This window comes from Geodermatophilus obscurus, assembly GCF_900115395.1.
Classification (GTDB): Bacteria; Actinomycetota; Actinomycetes; order Mycobacteriales; family Geodermatophilaceae; genus Geodermatophilus; species Geodermatophilus obscurus_B.
In genome coordinates this window covers 279,936-296,998 of the sequence record NZ_FOWE01000007.1, presented here as the reverse complement: position 1 = coordinate 296,998, position 17,063 = coordinate 279,936, and the positions used below count along the sequence as shown (strand labels likewise).

Annotated in this window: 13 protein-coding genes; 9 read left to right on the top strand and 4 right to left on the bottom strand. The window is 77.2% G+C overall.

Annotation, left to right across the window (positions count from 1 at the left end):
• Nucleotides 1-38 precede the first annotated feature (38 nt).
• On the bottom strand, nucleotides 39-1,205 hold the full coding sequence (locus BM165_RS15825; RefSeq protein WP_075014492.1) for an outer membrane protein assembly factor BamB family protein: 1,167 nt from the start codon (nucleotides 1,203-1,205) through the stop codon (nucleotides 39-41).
• 15 nt (nucleotides 1,206-1,220) lie between these two features.
• Complete coding sequence (locus BM165_RS15820) at nucleotides 1,221-2,867, bottom strand: DEAD/DEAH box helicase (RefSeq protein WP_244274270.1); 1,647 nt, start codon at nucleotides 2,865-2,867, stop codon at nucleotides 1,221-1,223.
• Nucleotides 2,868-3,401: 534 nt separating this feature from the next.
• Here BM165_RS15820 and BM165_RS15815 point away from each other — a divergent pair.
• Nucleotides 3,402-4,052: a ferritin-like fold-containing protein gene (locus BM165_RS15815; RefSeq protein WP_075014490.1), complete on the top strand. Its 651-nt coding sequence runs from the start codon at nucleotides 3,402-3,404 to the stop codon at nucleotides 4,050-4,052.
• Nucleotides 4,053-4,106: 54 nt separating this feature from the next.
• On the opposite strand, the gene BM165_RS15810 is transcribed toward BM165_RS15815, so the two are convergent.
• Complete coding sequence (locus BM165_RS15810; RefSeq protein WP_075014489.1) at nucleotides 4,107-4,346, bottom strand: DUF3107 domain-containing protein; 240 nt, start codon at nucleotides 4,344-4,346, stop codon at nucleotides 4,107-4,109.
• Nucleotides 4,347-4,505: 159 nt separating this feature from the next.
• The gene (locus BM165_RS15805; protein ID WP_075014488.1) at nucleotides 4,506-5,147 is read right to left on the bottom strand and encodes a TetR/AcrR family transcriptional regulator; all 642 of its coding nucleotides are present in this window, start codon (nucleotides 5,145-5,147) and stop codon (nucleotides 4,506-4,508) included.
• 68 nt (nucleotides 5,148-5,215) lie between these two features.
• Between BM165_RS15805 and BM165_RS15800 the strand changes: the two genes are divergently transcribed.
• The 8 genes from BM165_RS15800 to BM165_RS15765 all read left to right on the top strand — a co-directional run bounded on the left by BM165_RS15800 (nucleotide 5,216) and on the right by BM165_RS15765 (nucleotide 17,051).
• The gene (locus tag BM165_RS15800) at nucleotides 5,216-6,358 is read left to right on the top strand and encodes an alpha/beta fold hydrolase (protein ID WP_280140719.1); all 1,143 of its coding nucleotides are present in this window, start codon (nucleotides 5,216-5,218) and stop codon (nucleotides 6,356-6,358) included.
• Nucleotides 6,359-6,401: 43 nt separating this feature from the next.
• Nucleotides 6,402-7,421, top strand: coding sequence for a DUF3152 domain-containing protein (locus tag BM165_RS26105; protein WP_280140718.1), 1,020 nt, complete (start codon nucleotides 6,402-6,404; stop codon nucleotides 7,419-7,421).
• A gap of 207 nt (nucleotides 7,422-7,628) precedes the next feature.
• Nucleotides 7,629-8,789 (top strand): adenylyltransferase/sulfurtransferase MoeZ, encoded by a 1,161-nt coding sequence (gene moeZ, locus BM165_RS15790; protein ID WP_075014487.1) that lies wholly within the window; start codon nucleotides 7,629-7,631, stop codon nucleotides 8,787-8,789.
• A 130-nt stretch (nucleotides 8,790-8,919) separates the two neighbouring features.
• Complete coding sequence (locus tag BM165_RS15785; protein ID WP_075014486.1) at nucleotides 8,920-9,510, top strand: TIGR03086 family metal-binding protein; 591 nt, start codon at nucleotides 8,920-8,922, stop codon at nucleotides 9,508-9,510.
• A 4-nt stretch (nucleotides 9,511-9,514) separates the two neighbouring features.
• Nucleotides 9,515-9,811, top strand: a complete 297-nt coding sequence (locus BM165_RS15780) for an MGMT family protein (RefSeq protein ID WP_075014485.1) — start codon at nucleotides 9,515-9,517, stop codon at nucleotides 9,809-9,811.
• 19 nt (nucleotides 9,812-9,830) lie between these two features.
• Entirely contained in the window at nucleotides 9,831-10,358 is a 528-nt protein-coding gene (locus tag BM165_RS15775; protein ID WP_075014484.1) for a dihydrofolate reductase family protein, read from the top strand.
• 94 nt (nucleotides 10,359-10,452) lie between these two features.
• A complete protein-coding gene (locus tag BM165_RS15770; RefSeq protein ID WP_208976758.1) occupies nucleotides 10,453-13,641 on the top strand; it encodes an ATP-dependent helicase in 3,189 nt (1,062 codons plus the stop codon).
• Nucleotides 13,638-17,051, top strand: coding sequence for an ATP-dependent helicase (locus tag BM165_RS15765; protein ID WP_075014483.1), 3,414 nt, complete (start codon nucleotides 13,638-13,640; stop codon nucleotides 17,049-17,051). The genes BM165_RS15770 and BM165_RS15765 overlap by 4 nt, the downstream gene beginning before the upstream one ends.
• Nucleotides 17,052-17,063: the final 12 nt, after the last annotated feature.

Below are 17,063 nucleotides of genomic sequence, written 5' to 3'. Positions count from 1 at the left end.
GTCCCCAGTGAACCCCGCCCGGGGCGAGCGCGCCGCGCTCAGGCGTGGCCGAGCACCCGGTCGGGCAGGCGGTAGACCAGCACCGGCCCGACGACGGAGGTCCGCCCGCCCGGTTCCAGGCCGCCGTCGACCGCGGCCCGGCCGGTCTCGGCCCCGGTGACACGGTCGCGCAGCACGAAGCCGTCGGCCTCGGGGACCCACAGGGCGGCCGTGTCGGGCTCGGTCCCGCCGGTCTCCCCGCCCGCGGGCAGGCCCCGGGCGGGCAGCTGCCACCGCGGCGTACCGGTTCCCTGCTCCAGCGCCCACAGCGTGCCCCGGGCCCACACCAGCGCGAGGTCGCCGGCGCCGGTCTGCAGCAGCGGCTCCGTGGCGGGGTCGCCGTCGGCCGGCGGTAGCGGGAGCTGCTGCACCGGGGTGCCGTCGTCGGGACGGTGCAGCAGCAGCGTGTCCCCGACGACGACGCCCACGAGCCGGTCGACGCCGACCAGCCGCGCCGTCGTCCCCTCGGGCACGGCGACGTCGCGGCTCCACCGCTGCTGGCCGGAGAACGGGTCGAACAGGCGCAGCTGCAGCACCGACGGCTCCGCGCAGCGCTGCAGCACGGCCACGCCGGCGCTGCCGACGTCGGTGGCGGTGAACGTGCAGCCCTCGTCCGCCGACGTCCGCCAGCGGACGTTGTCACCGACCGGGTCGATGACCACGACCCCGGTCGGGCTGCTCGCCAGCACGACCTGCGCGGTGCCGGCGATCGTGGCGTCGCCGCGCAGGCTCAGGTTGCGCGTCCACTGCCGCACGCCGGTGGCCGCGTCGAGGGCCAGGGCCTCGTCGCAGCGGTCGTCGGTGCGGAAGACCGCGACGACCAGCCCGTCGACGGCGGTGAGGCCGCACAGCCGGGCGTCGGCCCGCCGGTAGTGCCAGGCCTCCTCACCGGTGAGCGCGTCGGTGGCGGTGAGGCCGCGCTCGCCGGGGACGACGACGCGGCCCTCCTCGACGACCCGCCGGGGCAGGCCGGCCGGAGCCGGGAGCGACCACGCGCGCACCAGCTCCGCGGCGGGCCCGTCGCCGGGCACCGCCGGGGCCGGTGCGGTCGTGCTGTCGGTGGCCGCGACGCTGGACCCGCGGTAGAGCAGGACGGCGACCAGTGCCAGCGCGAGCGTGGCCGCCGTCCACACCCAGACCCGCAGCGGCGGAGGGCGCAGCCCCACAGGCGGACGCCCGCGTTACGCGGCGGACTCGGAGTCGCCGCCGTCGCCGGAGCGGTCGCCGGGGTCCGCGTCGCTGCCGGAGCCCTCCGCGGTGTGGCCGGAGCCCCGGCGGGCGCCACCGCGGCGACGGCGACGGCGGCGGGGGGTGCCCTCACCGCCGGGCGCGTCGGCGGCCGATCCGTCGCCTGCGGGGCCGGAGTCGGTGGTCACGTCGGCGGGAGCGCCGTCGGCCGGCGACCCGTCGCCCCCCGCGCGGGTGCGGCGGCGCGAGCGGGAGCGAGCCGGGCGGTCGCCGTCCTCGCGGGTGCCGTCGCGACCCGGGCCGGAGTCCCGGGCGGGACCGGAGTCCCGACCCGGCCCGGAGTCCCGACCCGGCCCGGAGTCCCGCGCGGGGCCGGAGTCCCGCACGGGGCCGGAGTCCCGCGCGGGGCTGCGGCCGGCGCCCTTGGTCCGTTTGCCGGTCTCGCCGAGGTCCTCGAGCACCTCGGCGTCGAGGCCCTCACGGGTGCGCTGCGCGCGGGGCAGCCGGCCCTTGGCGCCCTCGGGGACGTCGAGGTCGGTGTAGACCCACGGCGAGGTGGAGTAGGTCTCCGGCAGCTCGGCGAACGGCAGGTCCAGCGCCTTGTTGATCAGCTGCCAGCGGGGGATGTCGTCCCAGTCGACGAGGGTGACGGCGACGCCCTCGCGGCCGGCGCGGCCGGTGCGGCCGATCCGGTGCACGTAGGTCTTCTCGTCCTCGGGGCACTGGTAGTTCACGACGTGGCTCACGCCGGTGACGTCGATGCCGCGCGCGGCGACGTCGGTGGCGACCAGGACGTCGACCTTGCCGCTGCGGAACGCGCGCAGCGCCTGCTCGCGGGCGCCCTGGCCGAGGTCACCGTGCACGGCGGCCGCGGCGAATCCGCGGTCGACCAGCTCGTCGGCGACCTTCTGCGCGGTGCGCTTGGTGCGGCAGAACACCATCGCCAGGCCGCGGCCGCGGGCCTGCAGCACGCGCGAGAGCAGCTCGGGCTTGTCGAGGTTGTGCGCTCGGTAGACGAACTGGGTGGTCTCCGGGACGGTCGAGCCCTCGTCGTTGCCGTGCGCCCGGATGTGCGTGGGCTGGGTCATGAACGACCGCGACAGCGTGACGATCGGGCCGGGCATCGTGGCGGAGAACAGCATCGTCTGCCGCTTCTCCGGGACCATTGCGAGGATCCGCTCGATGTCGGGGAGGAAGCCCAGGTCGAGCATCTCGTCGGCCTCGTCGAGGACGAGGACGCGGACCTTGCCCAGCACCAGGTGGCCCTGCTGCGCGAGGTCGAGCAGCCGGCCGGGGGTGCCGACGACGACCTCGACGCCGGCCTGCAGCGCCGAGACCTGCGGCTCGAACGCGCGGCCGCCGTAGATGGCCTGCACGCGGATGCCACGCTTCGCGCCGGCGGTGCCGAGGTCGCGGGCGACCTGCACGCACAGCTCACGGGTGGGGACGACGACCAGCGCCTGCGGGACGCCGTCGCCCCCCTCGGCGGCGGGGACGACGCGCTGCAGCAGCGGGACGCCGAAGCCGAGGGTCTTGCCGGTGCCGGTGCGCGCCTGGCCGATGAGGTCGTTGCCGGCCAGCGCCAGGGGCAGGGTGAGCTCCTGGATGGCGAAGGTGCGGGTGATGCCGGCGTCGGCCAGCGCCGCGACGACGTCGGGGTGGACGTCGAAGTCGCTGAACAGCGGCGCGGTCTCCTCGACGGGGGCGCCGCCGAGGGCCTCGACGGTCTGCTCGACCTGCTCGGGAGCCGGTGCGCCGGTCTCGGCGTGGTCGATGTCGGGGGTCGTGGGGGTGGTGTTCTCGCTGGAGGTCAGTGCTCTCGCCTCTGGTCGGCTGGGGGAGCGGCCGGCGGGCGACGACGTCGTCCGGGCGCTCCGCGGTCGGGTGTCGCGGGATGTGTTCCAGCGCCGACGCGGCCAGCGGACCGGAGCTCGCTCTGTCCCCGGGCGACGGCCCGGTGTGCCCGGCTGGGGGCTCCTCGGGGCGTCTGCGAGCGTTCGTCAGCGCACAGGTACCAGCGGACCTGGCGGCCCACCTGTTCCCATGATAGCGCGGGTAGCGGTTAGCCTCTGTCGCCGCGCGGGGGAACCCGCAGCCCGCCCGGCCCCGCGACGGGTCGCACGGCCGGCAGCGCCGGCCGTCCGGCCGGCTCCCGAACCCGCCCGGAGGTGCCCGTGCCCGCGGTCGACAGCCGTCCCGTCGTCGACCTGCTCGGCGTCCTGGCCTACGCCGAGCTGACGGCGTTCGACCGGCTCGCGGAGGACGCCCGCATGGCGCCCACGCTCGGCGGGCGCGCCGCGCTGGCCCGGATGGCGGCCGCGGAGATGGCCCACCACGACCGGCTCGCGGGGCGGTTGCGCGAGCTCGGCGCCGACCCCGCCGCGGCGATGGCCCCGTTCGTGCGGGCCCTCGACGGCTTCCACGAGGGCACCCGGCCGCGCACGTGGCTGGAGGGCCTGGTCAAGGCCTACGTCGGGGACGGGCTGGCGGCCGACTTCTACCGCGAGATCGCCGGCTTCCTGCCCGAGCCCGACCGCTCGCTCATCCTCGAGGTCCTCGCCGACACCGGGCACGCCGACTTCGCCGTCCGCGAGGTGCGCACCGCGATCGCCTCCCAACGCGCGCTCGCCGGCCGGCTGGCCCTGTGGGGGCGGCGGCTGGTGGGGGAGGCGATCTCCCAGTCGCAGGCCGTCATCGCCGAGCGGGACGGCCTGGCGCAGCTGATCATGGAGGGGACCGGCGACCTCACCGGCATCGCCCGGCTGGTCGAGCGGATCACCACCGCGCACACCGAGCGGATGCGGGCCCTGGGACTCAAGCCCTGAGACGCCGGAGGGGCGCCCCCGCGGATGCGGCGACGCCCCCCGTGCGTGCTGGCTTCAGGCGCCGCCGGCGACGAAACCGACCCGGCGCTGGTCGGCCTGGGCGATCTCGACGTAGGCGATCCGGTCGACCGGGACGAGGACGCGGCGGCCCCGCTCGTCCTCCAGGGTCAGCAGCCCGTCCTTCGTGCCCCCGGACATGGCCGAGGCCACGGCGGTGGCGATCTCTTCAGGGCTCTGCGGGCTGTCGACGACCAGCTCCCGGGGGGAGTGCTGGACACCGATCTTGACTTCCACTCGGGATGCCTCCTCGTGTTGCACGGCTGCGGACCACGCTAGTCCAGCGCGGGGTCCGGGGCCCCGGCGCGCGTCTGTGCCCTCAGCGAACAGCGGGAACGGCCCCCGTGCAGGGGCACGCCGCGAGCCTGCGGGTGGTGGGGGGTACGGGGTCCTCCCTCAGCCGGCGGCCGGGTCGCCGTCGACGCGCGGGAAGCGGGAGATCCCCCGCCAGGCGAGGGCCGACATGAGCGACACGGCCTCGTCGCGGGACACGGTGCCCTTCTGCGCCAGCCACCAGCGGGCGCTGGTCTCGGCCAGGCCGGTCAGCCCGGAGGCGAGCAGGTGCGCCTGCTGCGGCGGACTGCCGGTGTCGCCGGCGATCACCTCGGCGATCGCCTCCACGCACGCCCGGTTGCCGCGGTCGACCAGCGCCCGGACGTCGTCGTCGTTGCGCAGGTCGGACTCGAAGACCAGGCGGAACGCCCCGCCCTCGGCGTCGACGAACTCGAAGTAGGCGCCGACGGCGCCGTGCACGCGCTGCCGGTTGTCCTCGGTGCCCGACATCGCCTCGCGGACCCGGTCGGTGAGCTCGGTGACCTGCTGCTCGAGCAGCGCCAGGTAGAGCTCCCGCTTGCCGGGGAAGTGCTGGTAGAGCACGGGCTTGCTGACGCCGGCGCGGTCGGCGATGTCGTCCATCGCGGCGGCGTGGAAGCCGTGCGCGACGAACACCTCCTGGGCGGCCTGCAGCAGCTGCAGACGGCGCGCCCCCCGCGGCAGTCGTGACGTGCGGCGGACGGGGACCGGGCGGGAGGGCTGCATGGCGCGGGGGATGTTACCGGCGGGTCACCCGCCGCACGCGCTCCCGCCGCCTGGCATACCGTCGCCGGGTGCCCGAGGCCTCGCGAGCGCGCACCCGCCGGACCCCCGCACCCCCGGCCGTGGCGCCGTCGTCCACCGCCCGCCCGTCGACGGCCGACCTCACCGTGCCGGCCATCCCGCCGCCGTCCTGGCCCGGTGGGGACGTCCCCGTCACCGGCGGCACGGTGTTCGTGCGGACCACGCCCTTCACCGGGCCGGCGGACGCGCCGCGCGAGCGGGCCCTCTACGTCCACGGGCTGGGCGGCGCCTCGACCAACTGGACCGACCTGGCCGGGCTGCTGGCGGTGCGGTGCGAGGGGTGGGCGCTCGACCTCCCCGGCTTCGGCCGGTCGCAGCCGCCGTCGGGCGGCTACTCCGTGCGCGGCCACGTGCGGGCCGTCGTCGACGTCCTCGAGCACGTCGTCGCGCAGCCCGGGGAGGCCGCCGGCCGGCCGGTCCACCTGCTCGGCAACAGCCTCGGCGGTCTGGTGAGCCTGGTCGTCGCGGCCCGGCGGCCGGACCTGGTCGCCACGCTGACGCTCGTCTCGCCGGCCATGCCGGTCTACCGGGTGCCCGCGGCGTTCAGCCGGGCGCTGCTGCTGCTCCTGCTCCCCGGCGTGCCGTCGCTGGCCGAGCGGCGGCTGGCCGGCGTGACGCCGGAGCAGTCGGTGCGCGGCATGCTCGCCATGTGCTTCGGCGAGCCCGCGCGGGTGCCGCGCGAGCGCCTCGAGGCCGCGGTCGAGGAGGCCCGTGAGCGGACGTCGCAGGCGTGGGCCTCCCGCTCGCTCACGCGCAGCATGCGCGGCCTGATCACCTCCTACCTGCGGGTCGGCCGGGCCAACGCCTGGCGGATGGCCCGGTCGCTGCCGATGCCGACCCTCGTGGTGTGGGGCGACCGCGACCGGCTCGTCGACCCGCGGCTCGCGCCCCGGCTGGCCGCCGCCGTGCCGGACGCGCGCCTGCTGGTCCTGGAGACGGTCGGGCACGTGGCGATGCTGGAGGCGCCCGAGGAGACGGCGCGGGCGGTGCTCGGCCTGCTGGAGGACACCGCGGGGCAGGACGGGACGGGGCAGGACGGAACCGTGCAGGTCGGGGCCGTGCCCGCGCGCGCCGGCCGGCCGCGGCCCCGGCGCGCCCTCAGCCGCACGGTGCCCGACGCCCCGGTGCCGTGAGAACCTGACCCCGGAAGCAGGCGACCGGCGAGGAGGCGGCACCGTGGCAGGTGTGCCACCCGGCCGGCACCCCGGCTCCCCGCCCCGGTCCGGTCCCCAGCCGCTGCGCGCGCGACCACCGGTGCCCCCGCCGGGCCGCCGGCCGTCGTCCGGTGAGCCCGCGGCCCGTCCGCGCGGGGCCCGCCCGCCCGCGGCGCCTGCGCCGCACGGCCCGGCGGGTGCGTCCCCGTCCGGTCCGGGACGCCGGCCCGGCCGGCTGCGCCGCTTCGTCGCCCGCCACGGCTGGCGGGCCTACGCCATCCCGGTGCTGACCGTGGTCACCGTCCTCACACTGGTCGACGTCGTCGGCTCCGGGGGCGCGACGCCCCCCGGCCCGGCCACCGACGGCGCCCCGGCCGCCACCTCCGCGGCCGCCACGACGTCCCCCGCCGCGACGGCGACCCCGACGGCCGCGCTCGAGGGGGGCACCGCGCCGGCCGAGGGCGACGCCAACCCCACCGGGCTCCCGACCGCCCCGGCCGCGGGCACCTACGTCGAGCAGGGCGCGGGCAGCGTGACCGTCGTCCCCGGCACCTCCGCCGTCTACGGCTCGGGGCCGCTGCAGCGGTTCGTCGTCGAGGTCGAGGACGGCATCGGGGTCGACGGCGCGTCGTTCGCGGCCGCGGTCGAGGCGACCCTCGGCGACGCCCGCTCCTGGGGCAACGGCGGGGCGATGTCCTTCCAGCGCGTGGACGCGACCGCGCCCGGCTCCTACGAGTTCCGGGTCAGCCTGGTCAGCCCCGGCAGCATGGAGCGCTACTGCCCGGGCGTGGGCACCGGGGGCTACACGTCCTGCCGCTACGGCGAGCGCGCCGTCATCAACCTGGCCCGCTGGGAGACCGCCGTCCCCGACTACCAGGGCGACGTCGCCACCTACCGCCAGTACGTCGTCAACCACGAGGTCGGCCACGCGCTGGGCAACGGCCACCGGCCCTGCCCCGGAGCGGGGCAGCTCGCCCCGGTGATGCAGCAGCAGACGCTGGGCCTCGACGGCTGCCAGAAGAACGCCTGGCCCTTCCCCTGAGCCCCCGACGCTGGGATCAGGCGACCTGATCGTCGGGCGTCCTCCCTCACGGTCTGGGGTGCGGGAGGACGCGCTGGGGTGCGGGAGGACGCGCTGCTGTGCGGGAGGACGCCGACCGGGCGGGTCCGGCGGGAACACGGCCGCCTGGGAGGCTGTTACCCGCACCAGCACCGGCCCGGCCGGAGTCCGTGAACGTGAGGAGCGAGCGTGTCCCTGCCACCCCTGGTCGAGCCCGCCGCCGACCTGTCGATCGACGAGGTGCGCCGGTACAGCCGCCACCTGATCATCCCCGACGTCGGGATGGACGGGCAGAAGCGGCTGAAGAACGCCAGGGTGCTCGCCGTCGGCGCCGGTGGCCTCGGCTCACCCGTGCTCATGTACCTGGCCGCGGCCGGGGTGGGCACGATCGGCATCGTCGAGTTCGACACCGTCGACGAGTCGAACCTGCAGCGGCAGATCATCCACGGGCAGTCCGACGTCGGCCGGTCCAAGGCCGAGAGCGCGCGGGACTCGATCAGGGAGATCAACCCGTACGTCGACGTCCGGCTGCACGAGACGCGCCTGGACAGCGACAACGTCATGGGGATCTTCGAGCAGTACGACCTGATCGTCGACGGCACCGACAACTTCGCCACGCGCTACCTCGTCAACGACGCGTGCGTGCTGCTCGGCAAGCCCTACGTGTGGGGCTCGATCTACCGCTTCGACGGCCAGGTGTCGGTCTTCTGGGCCGAGCACGGCCCCAACTACCGCGACCTCTACCCGGTGCCCCCGCCGCCCGGGATGGTGCCCTCCTGCGCCGAGGGCGGCGTGCTCGGCGTGCTGTGCGCGACCATCGGCGCGATCCAGGCGACGGAGGCGGTCAAGCTCATCACCGGCATCGGCGAGACGCTGCTGGGCCGGCTCATGGTCTACGACGCCCTGGAGATGACCTTCCGCACGATCAAGGTGCGCAAGGACCCCGAGGCCGAGCCGATCACCGGGCTCATCGACTACGAGGCGTTCTGCGGCGTCGTCTCCGACGAGGCGCAGGCCGCCGCGGCCGGCTCGACGATCACCGTCGACGAGCTCAAGGACATGCTGGACGCCGGCAAGGACTTCGAGCTCATCGACGTCCGGGAGCCCAACGAGTACGAGATCGTGTCCATCCCCGGCGCGAAGCTCCTGCCGAAGGACGAGATCCTGTCCGGCCGGGCGCTGTCGCAGCTGCCCCAGGACCGGCCGATCGTGCTGCACTGCAAGACCGGCGTCCGCTCCGCCGAGGTGCTCGCCGCGGTCAAGAACGCCGGCTTCTCCGACGCCGTCCACGTCCAGGGCGGCGTGACGGCCTGGGCCACGCGCATCGACAAGACGCTCCCCACGTACTGAGGAAGGACCCCCTCGCCCCCACCGCTCGCACGCTCGCGGCGGGCCCTGCGAGGGGCCCGTTGCAGCACGTCGCCAGGGCCCGGCACCCGCTACGGGTGCCGGGCCCTCGGCGTCCGTGTTGACTGAGCGGGTGGCCGATCCGACTGCCTCCCCGACCGAGCTGCTGGAGCTGTTCCAGCGCGCCCAGGCCGCCTTCACCGACCGGGTCGACGCCGTCGAGCCCGGCCAGTGGGACCTCGAGGCGCTGCCCGGCTGGACCGTCGCCGACCTCGTCGCCCACCTCGTCGGCGAGGCGCACTGGGTCCCGGCGCTGCTGGCCGGCGAGCCGTACGACGACGTGGCCGCCCGCGTCCCCGCCGGGACCGAGCCGCTGCTCGCCCCCGACCCGCTGACCGCGTGGGAGGCCGTGGCCGACGAGGCGCTGGCCGCCGTCGCCGCCGCCGACCTGGCCGCGGGCACGGTGCAGCTCTCCCGAGGCCCGACGCCGACGTGGCGCTACGTCGAGGAGCTGACCGCCGACCTCACCGTGCACTCGTGGGACCTCGCCCGCGCCACCGGAGGGGACGAGGACCTCGACCCGGCGCTGGTGCGCGCGGCCGAGGGGATGGCCGCCCGCCTCCCGGCCGGCGGGGTCCCCGGCCTGTTCGACCCGCCGCTCGACGTCCCGGCGGACGCGCCGCCGCAGGTTCGGCTGCTGGCGCAGTTCGGCCGCCGCGGGTGAGCCCGTGGCCGGCCCTCCCGACCCCGGAGACGTCGACGAGGCGGTGTTCGACGTCGTCGAGCGCATCCCGCCGGGCCGGGTGAGCACCTACGGCGCGATCGGCCGGCTCGTGGGCATCGGCCCGCGGCGGGTGGCCCGCGCGCTGTCGGCCGGCGGGGCGGCGGTGCCGTGGTACCGGGTGGTCCGCGCCGACGGCACGTGCGCCGAGCCGGTCCGCGTCGAGCAGCTCGGCCTGCTGGCGACCGAGGGCGTCCCGGTCCGCGGCGGGCGGGTCGACCTCGCCGTCGTCGCCTGGCCCTGAACCCGACGAGGAGGACCCCGTGGCCACGCTGATCTACTCCGCGACCGCGTCGCTGGACGGCTTCATCGCCGGCCCAGGCGGGGACATGTCCTGGCTGACGCCGCACCTCGGGGACGAGGACCCGACGGCCGACCGGCTGATGGCGCGCACGACCGCCCTGCTCGTCGGCGCCCGGACCTTCGGCGGCGACGACCCCAACCGCGGCACCGAGCAGGAGGGTGCCTTCGGCGGTCAGTGGTCCGGGCCGGTCGTCGTCCTCACCCACCGGCCGGCCGCCGAGGCGCCCGGGGGCGTCACCTTCGTCGACGACCTGCACCGCGCCGTCGACCTCGCGCGCGAGGCCGCCGGGGACGGGTACGTCAACGCGCTCGGCGCCGACGTCGCCCGGCAGCTGATCGCGGAACGACTGCTCGACGAGGTGCTGCTTTTCACCGCGCCGGTCCTCCTCGGCGACGGCGTCCGGGTGTTCTCCCACCCCGGCGGGACCCAGGTGCTGCTCGACCGGGTCCCCGGGGAGACCGCGCACTGGTACCGGGTCAGGTACTGATCCCGCGCTCCGGTGGGGCCGCACCGGCGTCCTCGCCGGGCTCGGTGACCAGCGCCTCCGCGGTGGTGTCGGACACCCGTGGTGTCATCGAGGGGTGGTGGTGTGGGGGGACGAGGAAGCGCCGGTCTACCGGCTCGTGCAACCGGCGGCGGCACCGGTGCGGCCGCCGCGGCTGGACCCCACGCAGCAGGCCGTCGTCGACCACCCGGGCGGCCCGCTGCTGGTCCTCGCCGGCCCCGGCACCGGCAAGACGACGACGATCGTCGAGGCGGTCGCCGCGCGGATCGACCGCGGCGTCGACCCCGAGCAGATCCTCGTCCTGACCTTCAGCCGGCGGGCCGCCGCGGAGCTGCGCGACCGCGTCACCGCGCGGGTCGCCCGCACCATCCGCGAGCCGCTGGCCCGCACCTTCCACTCCTACGCCTACGGGGTGCTCCGGCGCGCGGCGCTGCTGCGCGGGGAGGCGCCGCCCCGGCTGCTCACCGCCGCCGAGCAGGACGCCGTCGTCGCCGAGCTGCTGCGCGGCGACCTGGCGGGGGAGGGCGCGGTGCGCTGGCCGGCGTCGCTGCTGCCGGCGCTGTCCACGGCGGGCTTCCGCGGCGAGCTGCGCGAGCTGCTGCTGCGGAGCACCGAGCGCGGGGTCGGCCCCGACCTGCTGGCCGACTGGGCCCGCGAGACCGGCAACGAGGCGTGGCTGCACGCGGCGGCCTTCCAGGAGCAGTACGAGGCGGTCACCGCGTTCTCCACCGCCGGCGGCGGTGACGCGTCGGGCTACGACCCCGCCGAGCTGGTGCGCGCCGCGATCGCCGAGCTCGAGGACGACCCGGCGCTGCTGCGCGCCGAGCGCGAGCGGGCCCGGTGGCTGTTCGTCGACGAGTACCAGGACACCGACCCCGCCCAGGTCGAGCTGCTGCACCTGCTCGCCGGCGGCGGGGGCGACCTCGTCGTCGTCGGTGACCCCGACCAGGCGATCTACGCCTTCCGCGGCGCCGAGCCCCGCGGCATCGTCGACTTCCCGCAGGTCTTCCGCACGGTCACCGGCCGGCCCGCGCCCCGGCTGTCGCTGGGCGTGTCCCGTCGCTCCGGCCCGGCGCTGCTGGCGGTGAGCCGCCGGGTCGCCGAGGCGCTGCCCGGCCCGTGGGAGCACCGGCGGCTGGCCGCCGCCGCGGGCACCGACGAGGGCGCGGCCGAGGTGCACGTCTTCGGCTCGGCCGCCGTCGAGGCCGCCTACGTCGCCGACACCCTGCGCCGGGCGCACCTCGTCGACGGCGTCCCGTGGTCGGAGATGGCCGTGGTGGTGCGCACCACCCTGGCCATCGGGCCGCTGCGGCGGGCGCTGACCTCCGCCGGCGTCCCGGTCGAGGTGGGCAGCGACGACCTGCCGCTGGCCGCGCAGCCCGCCGTCGCCCCGCTGCTGGCCGCGCTCACCGCGCTGCTGCCGCGGCGCGACGCCGAGCCGGGCACGCTGGCCCTCGACGAGCCCGGCGCCGAGGCGCTGCTGGCCTCCCCGCTGGGCGGGGCCACCGTGCTGGACCTGCGCCGGCTGCGCCGCGCGGTGCGGATCGCGCAGGCGCAGCGCGGGGTCGACGCCGACGAGCAGGGCGCGCCGCTGGCCAGCGCGCTCGCCGACCAGGCGCTGCTGGAGGAGCTGCCCGAGCCCGTCTCCCGCGCCGCGCGGAAGGTCGCCGGGGTGCTGGCCGTCGGTCGCGTGGCGCTGGCCCGCGACGGCTCGGCCGAGGACGTGCTGTGGGCGATGTGGCAGCGCAGCGGCCTGGCCGGCCGGTGGGCGCGGGCCAGCGCCGCCGGCGGGTCGGCCGGGGCGGTCGCCGACCGCGACCTCGACGCCGTCGTGGCGCTGTTCGACGCCGCGGCGGGCTTCGTCGACCGGCTGCCCTCGGCCACCGTCGGGGCGTTCGTCGAGCACCTGTCGGCCCAGGAGCTGCCCGGGCTGGCCGGCGCGGGCCGGGAGTCGGCCGCCGACGCCGTGCGGCTGCTCACCGCGCACGCGTCCAAGGGCCTGGAGTGGGACGTCGTCTGCGTGGCCGGCGTCCAGGAGGGGATCTGGCCCGACCTGCGCGACCGCGGCACCCTGCTCGGCACCGAGCTGCTGGTCGAGCGGGTCGCCGGGATCGACGGCACGAACGTCGACCGGCGCACCCAGATGCTGGCCGAGGAGCGCCGGCTGTTCTACGTCGCCTGCACCCGCGCCCGCCGCCGGCTGGTGGTCACCGCCGTCGAGGGCGCCCTCGACGGGCCCGACGCCGGGGCCACCGCCTCCCGCTTCCTCGACCTCGTCGCCGCCCCGCCCGACGACGGCCGGCCGCTGACACCGCTGCCGCGCTCGCTCACCCTGCCCGCGCTGGTCGCCGACCTGCGCCGCGCGGTCAGCGACCCGCACACCGAGCCGGGCCGCCGCTCCGCCGCCGCCGCGGTGCTGCGCCGGCTGGCCGACGAGCACGTGCCCGGCGCCTCCCCGGCCGACTGGTGGGGCCTGGCGCCGCTGTCCGACGACGCCCCGCTGGTGCCCGACGGCGAGCCCGTGCGGGTGCGCCCGTCGGCGATCGAGACCTTCCAGCGCTGCCCGCTGAAGTGGGTGCTCGGCGCGGTCGGCGCGGAGGCCTCGCCCGACGCCACCCGCACGGTCGGCTCGGCGGTGCACACCGTCGCGCAGAAGGTGGCCGAGGGGCTGCCCGCCTCGCAGGCGTCCGCCGCGCTGGCCGAGGAGCTCGACGCCCTCGACCTCGGCCCGGGCTGGGCCGACCAGCGGCAGCGGATCGCCGCGCGCGACATGCTCGACCGGTTCCTCGGCTGGCACACCGCCAACCGCCGCGAGCTGCTCGCCGCCGAGGCCGACTTCGACGTCACCGTGGGGCGGGCCCGCATCCGCGGCCAGGTCGACCGGCTCGAGCGCGACGAGGCCGGCCGGCTGGTCGTCGTCGACCTCAAGACCGGCCGCACGCCGGCCAAGGACGTCGACACCCACGGGCAGCTGGCCGCCTACCAGGTGGCGGTCGCCGCGGGCGCGTTCGGCGACCACGGCGACGCCCCCGGCGGTGCGGCGCTGCTGCAGGTCGGCACGGGGACGAGGGCCAAGGAGCAGGCGCAGGGGCCGCTGCCCCCCGACGTCCCGGTGGGGGAGACCTGGGCCGGGGAGCTGGTCGCGCAGGTCGGTGACGGCATGGGCGCCGGGACCTTCGAGGTCCGGACCGGCAGCCACTGCTCCCGCTGCCCCGCCCGGCGCAGCTGCCCCCTGCACGAGCGGGGTCGGCAGGTCACCTCGTGACCCGTCGGACACCGGTGCCGCCGGAGGACCAGCTCTCCTTCGACGACGCCCTGTTCGGGGCGCCGCCGGAGCCGGTCCGGGAGCAGCGGCTGCTCACCCCGGCCGAGGTCGCGGCGCGCTGCGGACTGTCCTACGCGCCGTCGGACGAGCAGGCGCGGGTGGTGTCGGCGCCGGCCGACCGGCCGCTGGTCGTCGTCGCCGGCGCCGGGTCGGGCAAGACCGAGACGATGGCCGCCCGGGTGTGCTGGCTGGTGGCCAACGAGCTAGTTGCCCCCGACGCCGTCCTCGGGCTCACCTTCACCCGCAAGGCGGCCAGCGAGCTCAACGAGCGCATCCGCATCCGGCTGGCCGCGCTGTCGCGGCACCCCGAGACCGACCCCCAGCTGCGGGAGCGGCTGGCCGTCGCGATGCCGACGGTGTCGACCTACCACGGCTACGCCGCGACGCTGGTCGGCGAGCACGGGCTGCGGATCGGCGTCGAGCCCGGCGCCGGTGTCCTCGGCCCCGCCATGTGCTGGGGGCAGGCGGCCTCCGTCGTCTCCGGCTGGACCGGCGACATGGACGACGTCCAGCTGAGCCCGCTGACCACCGTCGAGGACGTGCTCGCGCTGGCCGGCGAGCTCGGCGAGCACGACGTCAGCCCCGACCGGCTGCGCACCTGGACCGCCTCCCTGGAGCGGCGGATCGCCGCCTACCCCGACGCGAAGGGCAAGCGCGGCCCCTACAAGCCGGTGCTCGACGTGCTGGCCCGGCAGCGGGCCCGGGTGGCGCTGCTGCCGCTGGTCGAGGCGTTCGAGGCGCGCAAGCGGGCCGCCGGGGCCATCGACCACTCCGACCAGGTGGCGCTGGCGGCGCGGGTGGCCATCACCGCGCCCGAGGTCGGCCGCCGCGAGCGCGCCCGCTGGCGGATCGTGCTCCTCGACGAGTACCAGGACACCAGCGTCGGCCAGCTGCGGATGCTGGAGGCGCTGTTCGGCGGCGCCAGCGGGCACCCGGTGCTCGCCGTCGGCGACCCGCGGCAGTCCATCTACGGCTGGCGCGGCGCGTCGGCCGGCACGATCGAGCGGTTCGACCGCACCTTCCCCGGCGTCCGGGGCCGGCGGGCGCAGCGGCTCACGCTGGCCACCAGCTGGCGCAACGACGGCGCCGTGCTCACCGTGGCCAACGACGTCGCCGGGCTGCTGCCCGCGCCGGAGGTGCCGCTGCCCGACCTCGCGCCGGCACCGGCCGCCGGGCAGGGCCTGGTCACCGCCGGCCTGTACACGACCGTCGCCGAGGAGACCGAGGCACTGGCCGACCGGCTGACCGCCTGCTGGCGCGGCGAGGACCCCGACCTGCAGCCGCGTCCCGACGGCCGCCCGCCGACCACCGCGGTGCTGGTCCGCACCCGCAAGCAGCTGCCCGGCATCGCCGCGGCCCTGCGCGCCCGCGGCCTCCCGGTCACCGTCGTCGGCCTGGGCGGTCTGCTCGAGGTGCCCGAGGTCTCCGACGTCGTCGCGACGCTCACCGTGCTGGTCGACCCCACCGCGGGCGACGCGCTCGGCCGGCTGCTCACCGGCGCCCGGTGGCGGATCGGCCCGCGCGACCTCGCCGCGCTGGAGGCCCGCGCCCGCGCCCTGGTGCACGCGAGGAAGCCGGCCCGGGAGGACGACGAGGACACCGCTCCGCGCCCGTCCGAGCGCGGCAGCATCGTCGAGGCGCTCGACGACCTCGGCGACCCGTCGGCCTTCTCGGCGGCTGCGTACCGGCGGCTGCGCCGCCTCGGCGCCGAGCTGGCGCACCTGCGCGGCCGGCTGGGGGAGTCGCTGCCCGACCTGGTCGACGACGTCGCCCGGGTGCTCGGCCTGGAGACCCAGCTGGCCAGCGCGCCCGGCGTGAGCCCCGGCGCGGCGCGGGCGCACCTCGACGCCCTGCACGGCGTCGCCGCGGAGTTCACCGAGCTCGCCGAGCTGCCCTCGCTGCCGGCGTTCCTCGGCTACCTGAAGGACGCCGAGGAACGCGAGCGGGGCCTGGAGCCCGGCGAGGTGGCGGTCGACCCCGAGTCGGTCCAGCTGCTCACCGGCCACTCCGCGAAGGGCCTGGAGTGGGACGTGGTCGCGGTGCCCGGGATGACCGCCGACCAGTTCCCGGCCCGCACCGACACCGCCGACTCCTGGATCAAGGACCCCGGCGCGGTGCCGGTCGACCTGCGCACCACCGACCGCGGGGAGCTGCCGCAACTGCGCCTGCCGGTGCCCGGCTCCGGTGACCAGGCCGCGGTCCGCGCCGCGCTCGAGGACTACGTCGAGGAGTGGAAGCGCTTCGGCGAGGCCGAGGAGATCCGGCTCGGCTACGTCGCGGTGACCCGCGCCAAGCACCTGCTGCTGTGCTCGGGCAGCTGGTGGCGCGACGGCGTCAAGCCGTGCGGGCCCTCCGTCCTGCTCGACACCGTCCGCCGCGCCTGCACGGCCGGCGCGGGCGTCGTCGTCTCCTGGGCCGAGCGCCCCGAGGACGGCGCCACCAACCCCGCGCTGGAGGAGTGGCCGGTCGGCGTCTGGCCGGCCGACCCGCTGTCGGCACCGCGCCGCCGGGCGCTCACCGCCGCCGCCGAGCTGGTGGCCGCCACCGCGCCGCACCCGCTCGACGCCGACGCCGTCCTCGGCAGCGGCGACCCGGAGGTGGAGCACTGGGTGCGCGACGCCGACCTCCTGCTGCGCGAGCGGCGCCGCACCGCCCGCCCGACGGTGGAGGTGCCGCTGCCCAGCCACCTGTCGGTGTCGGAGCTGGTCACCCTGCGCCGGGACCCGGCCGAGCTGGCGCGGCGCCTGCGCCGGCCGATGCCCGCCGCCCCCGCGCCCCTGGCCCGTCGCGGCACCGCCTTCCACGCCTGGCTGGAGGAACGCTTCGGCGCCTCCCGGCTGCTCGACCTGGACGAACTGCCCGGCTCCGGCGACGCGACCGCCGTGCCCGACGGCGCACTCACCGCGCTGCAGCAGGCGTTCCTGGCCAGCCCGTGGGCCGACCGGCAGCCGGTCGAGGTGGAGGTGCCGTTCGAGACGCCGCTGGGCCCGCTCACCCTGCGCGGCCGCATCGACGCCGTGTTCGGCACCGCCGACGGCGGCTTCGAGGTGGTCGACTGGAAGACCGGCCCGCCGCCGTCGGGCGCCGAGCTCGCCTCCGCCGCCGTCCAGCTCGCCGCCTACCGGCTGGGCTGGTCGCGGCTGACCGGCGTGCCCGTCGAGCGGGTCAGCGCCGGCTTCCACCACGTCGCCGCCGGGGTCACCGTGCGCCCCGTCGACCTGCTCGACGAGGCCGGCCTCGTGGCCCTGGTCAGCGGACAGGCGGCCACCGGCGAGGTGCCCGACGACGTGCCGCCCGAGCCCGACGACGACCTCCTGCCCCCGCCGCCCGACGACCCGGATCCCGTTTGACGGCGCCGCGAG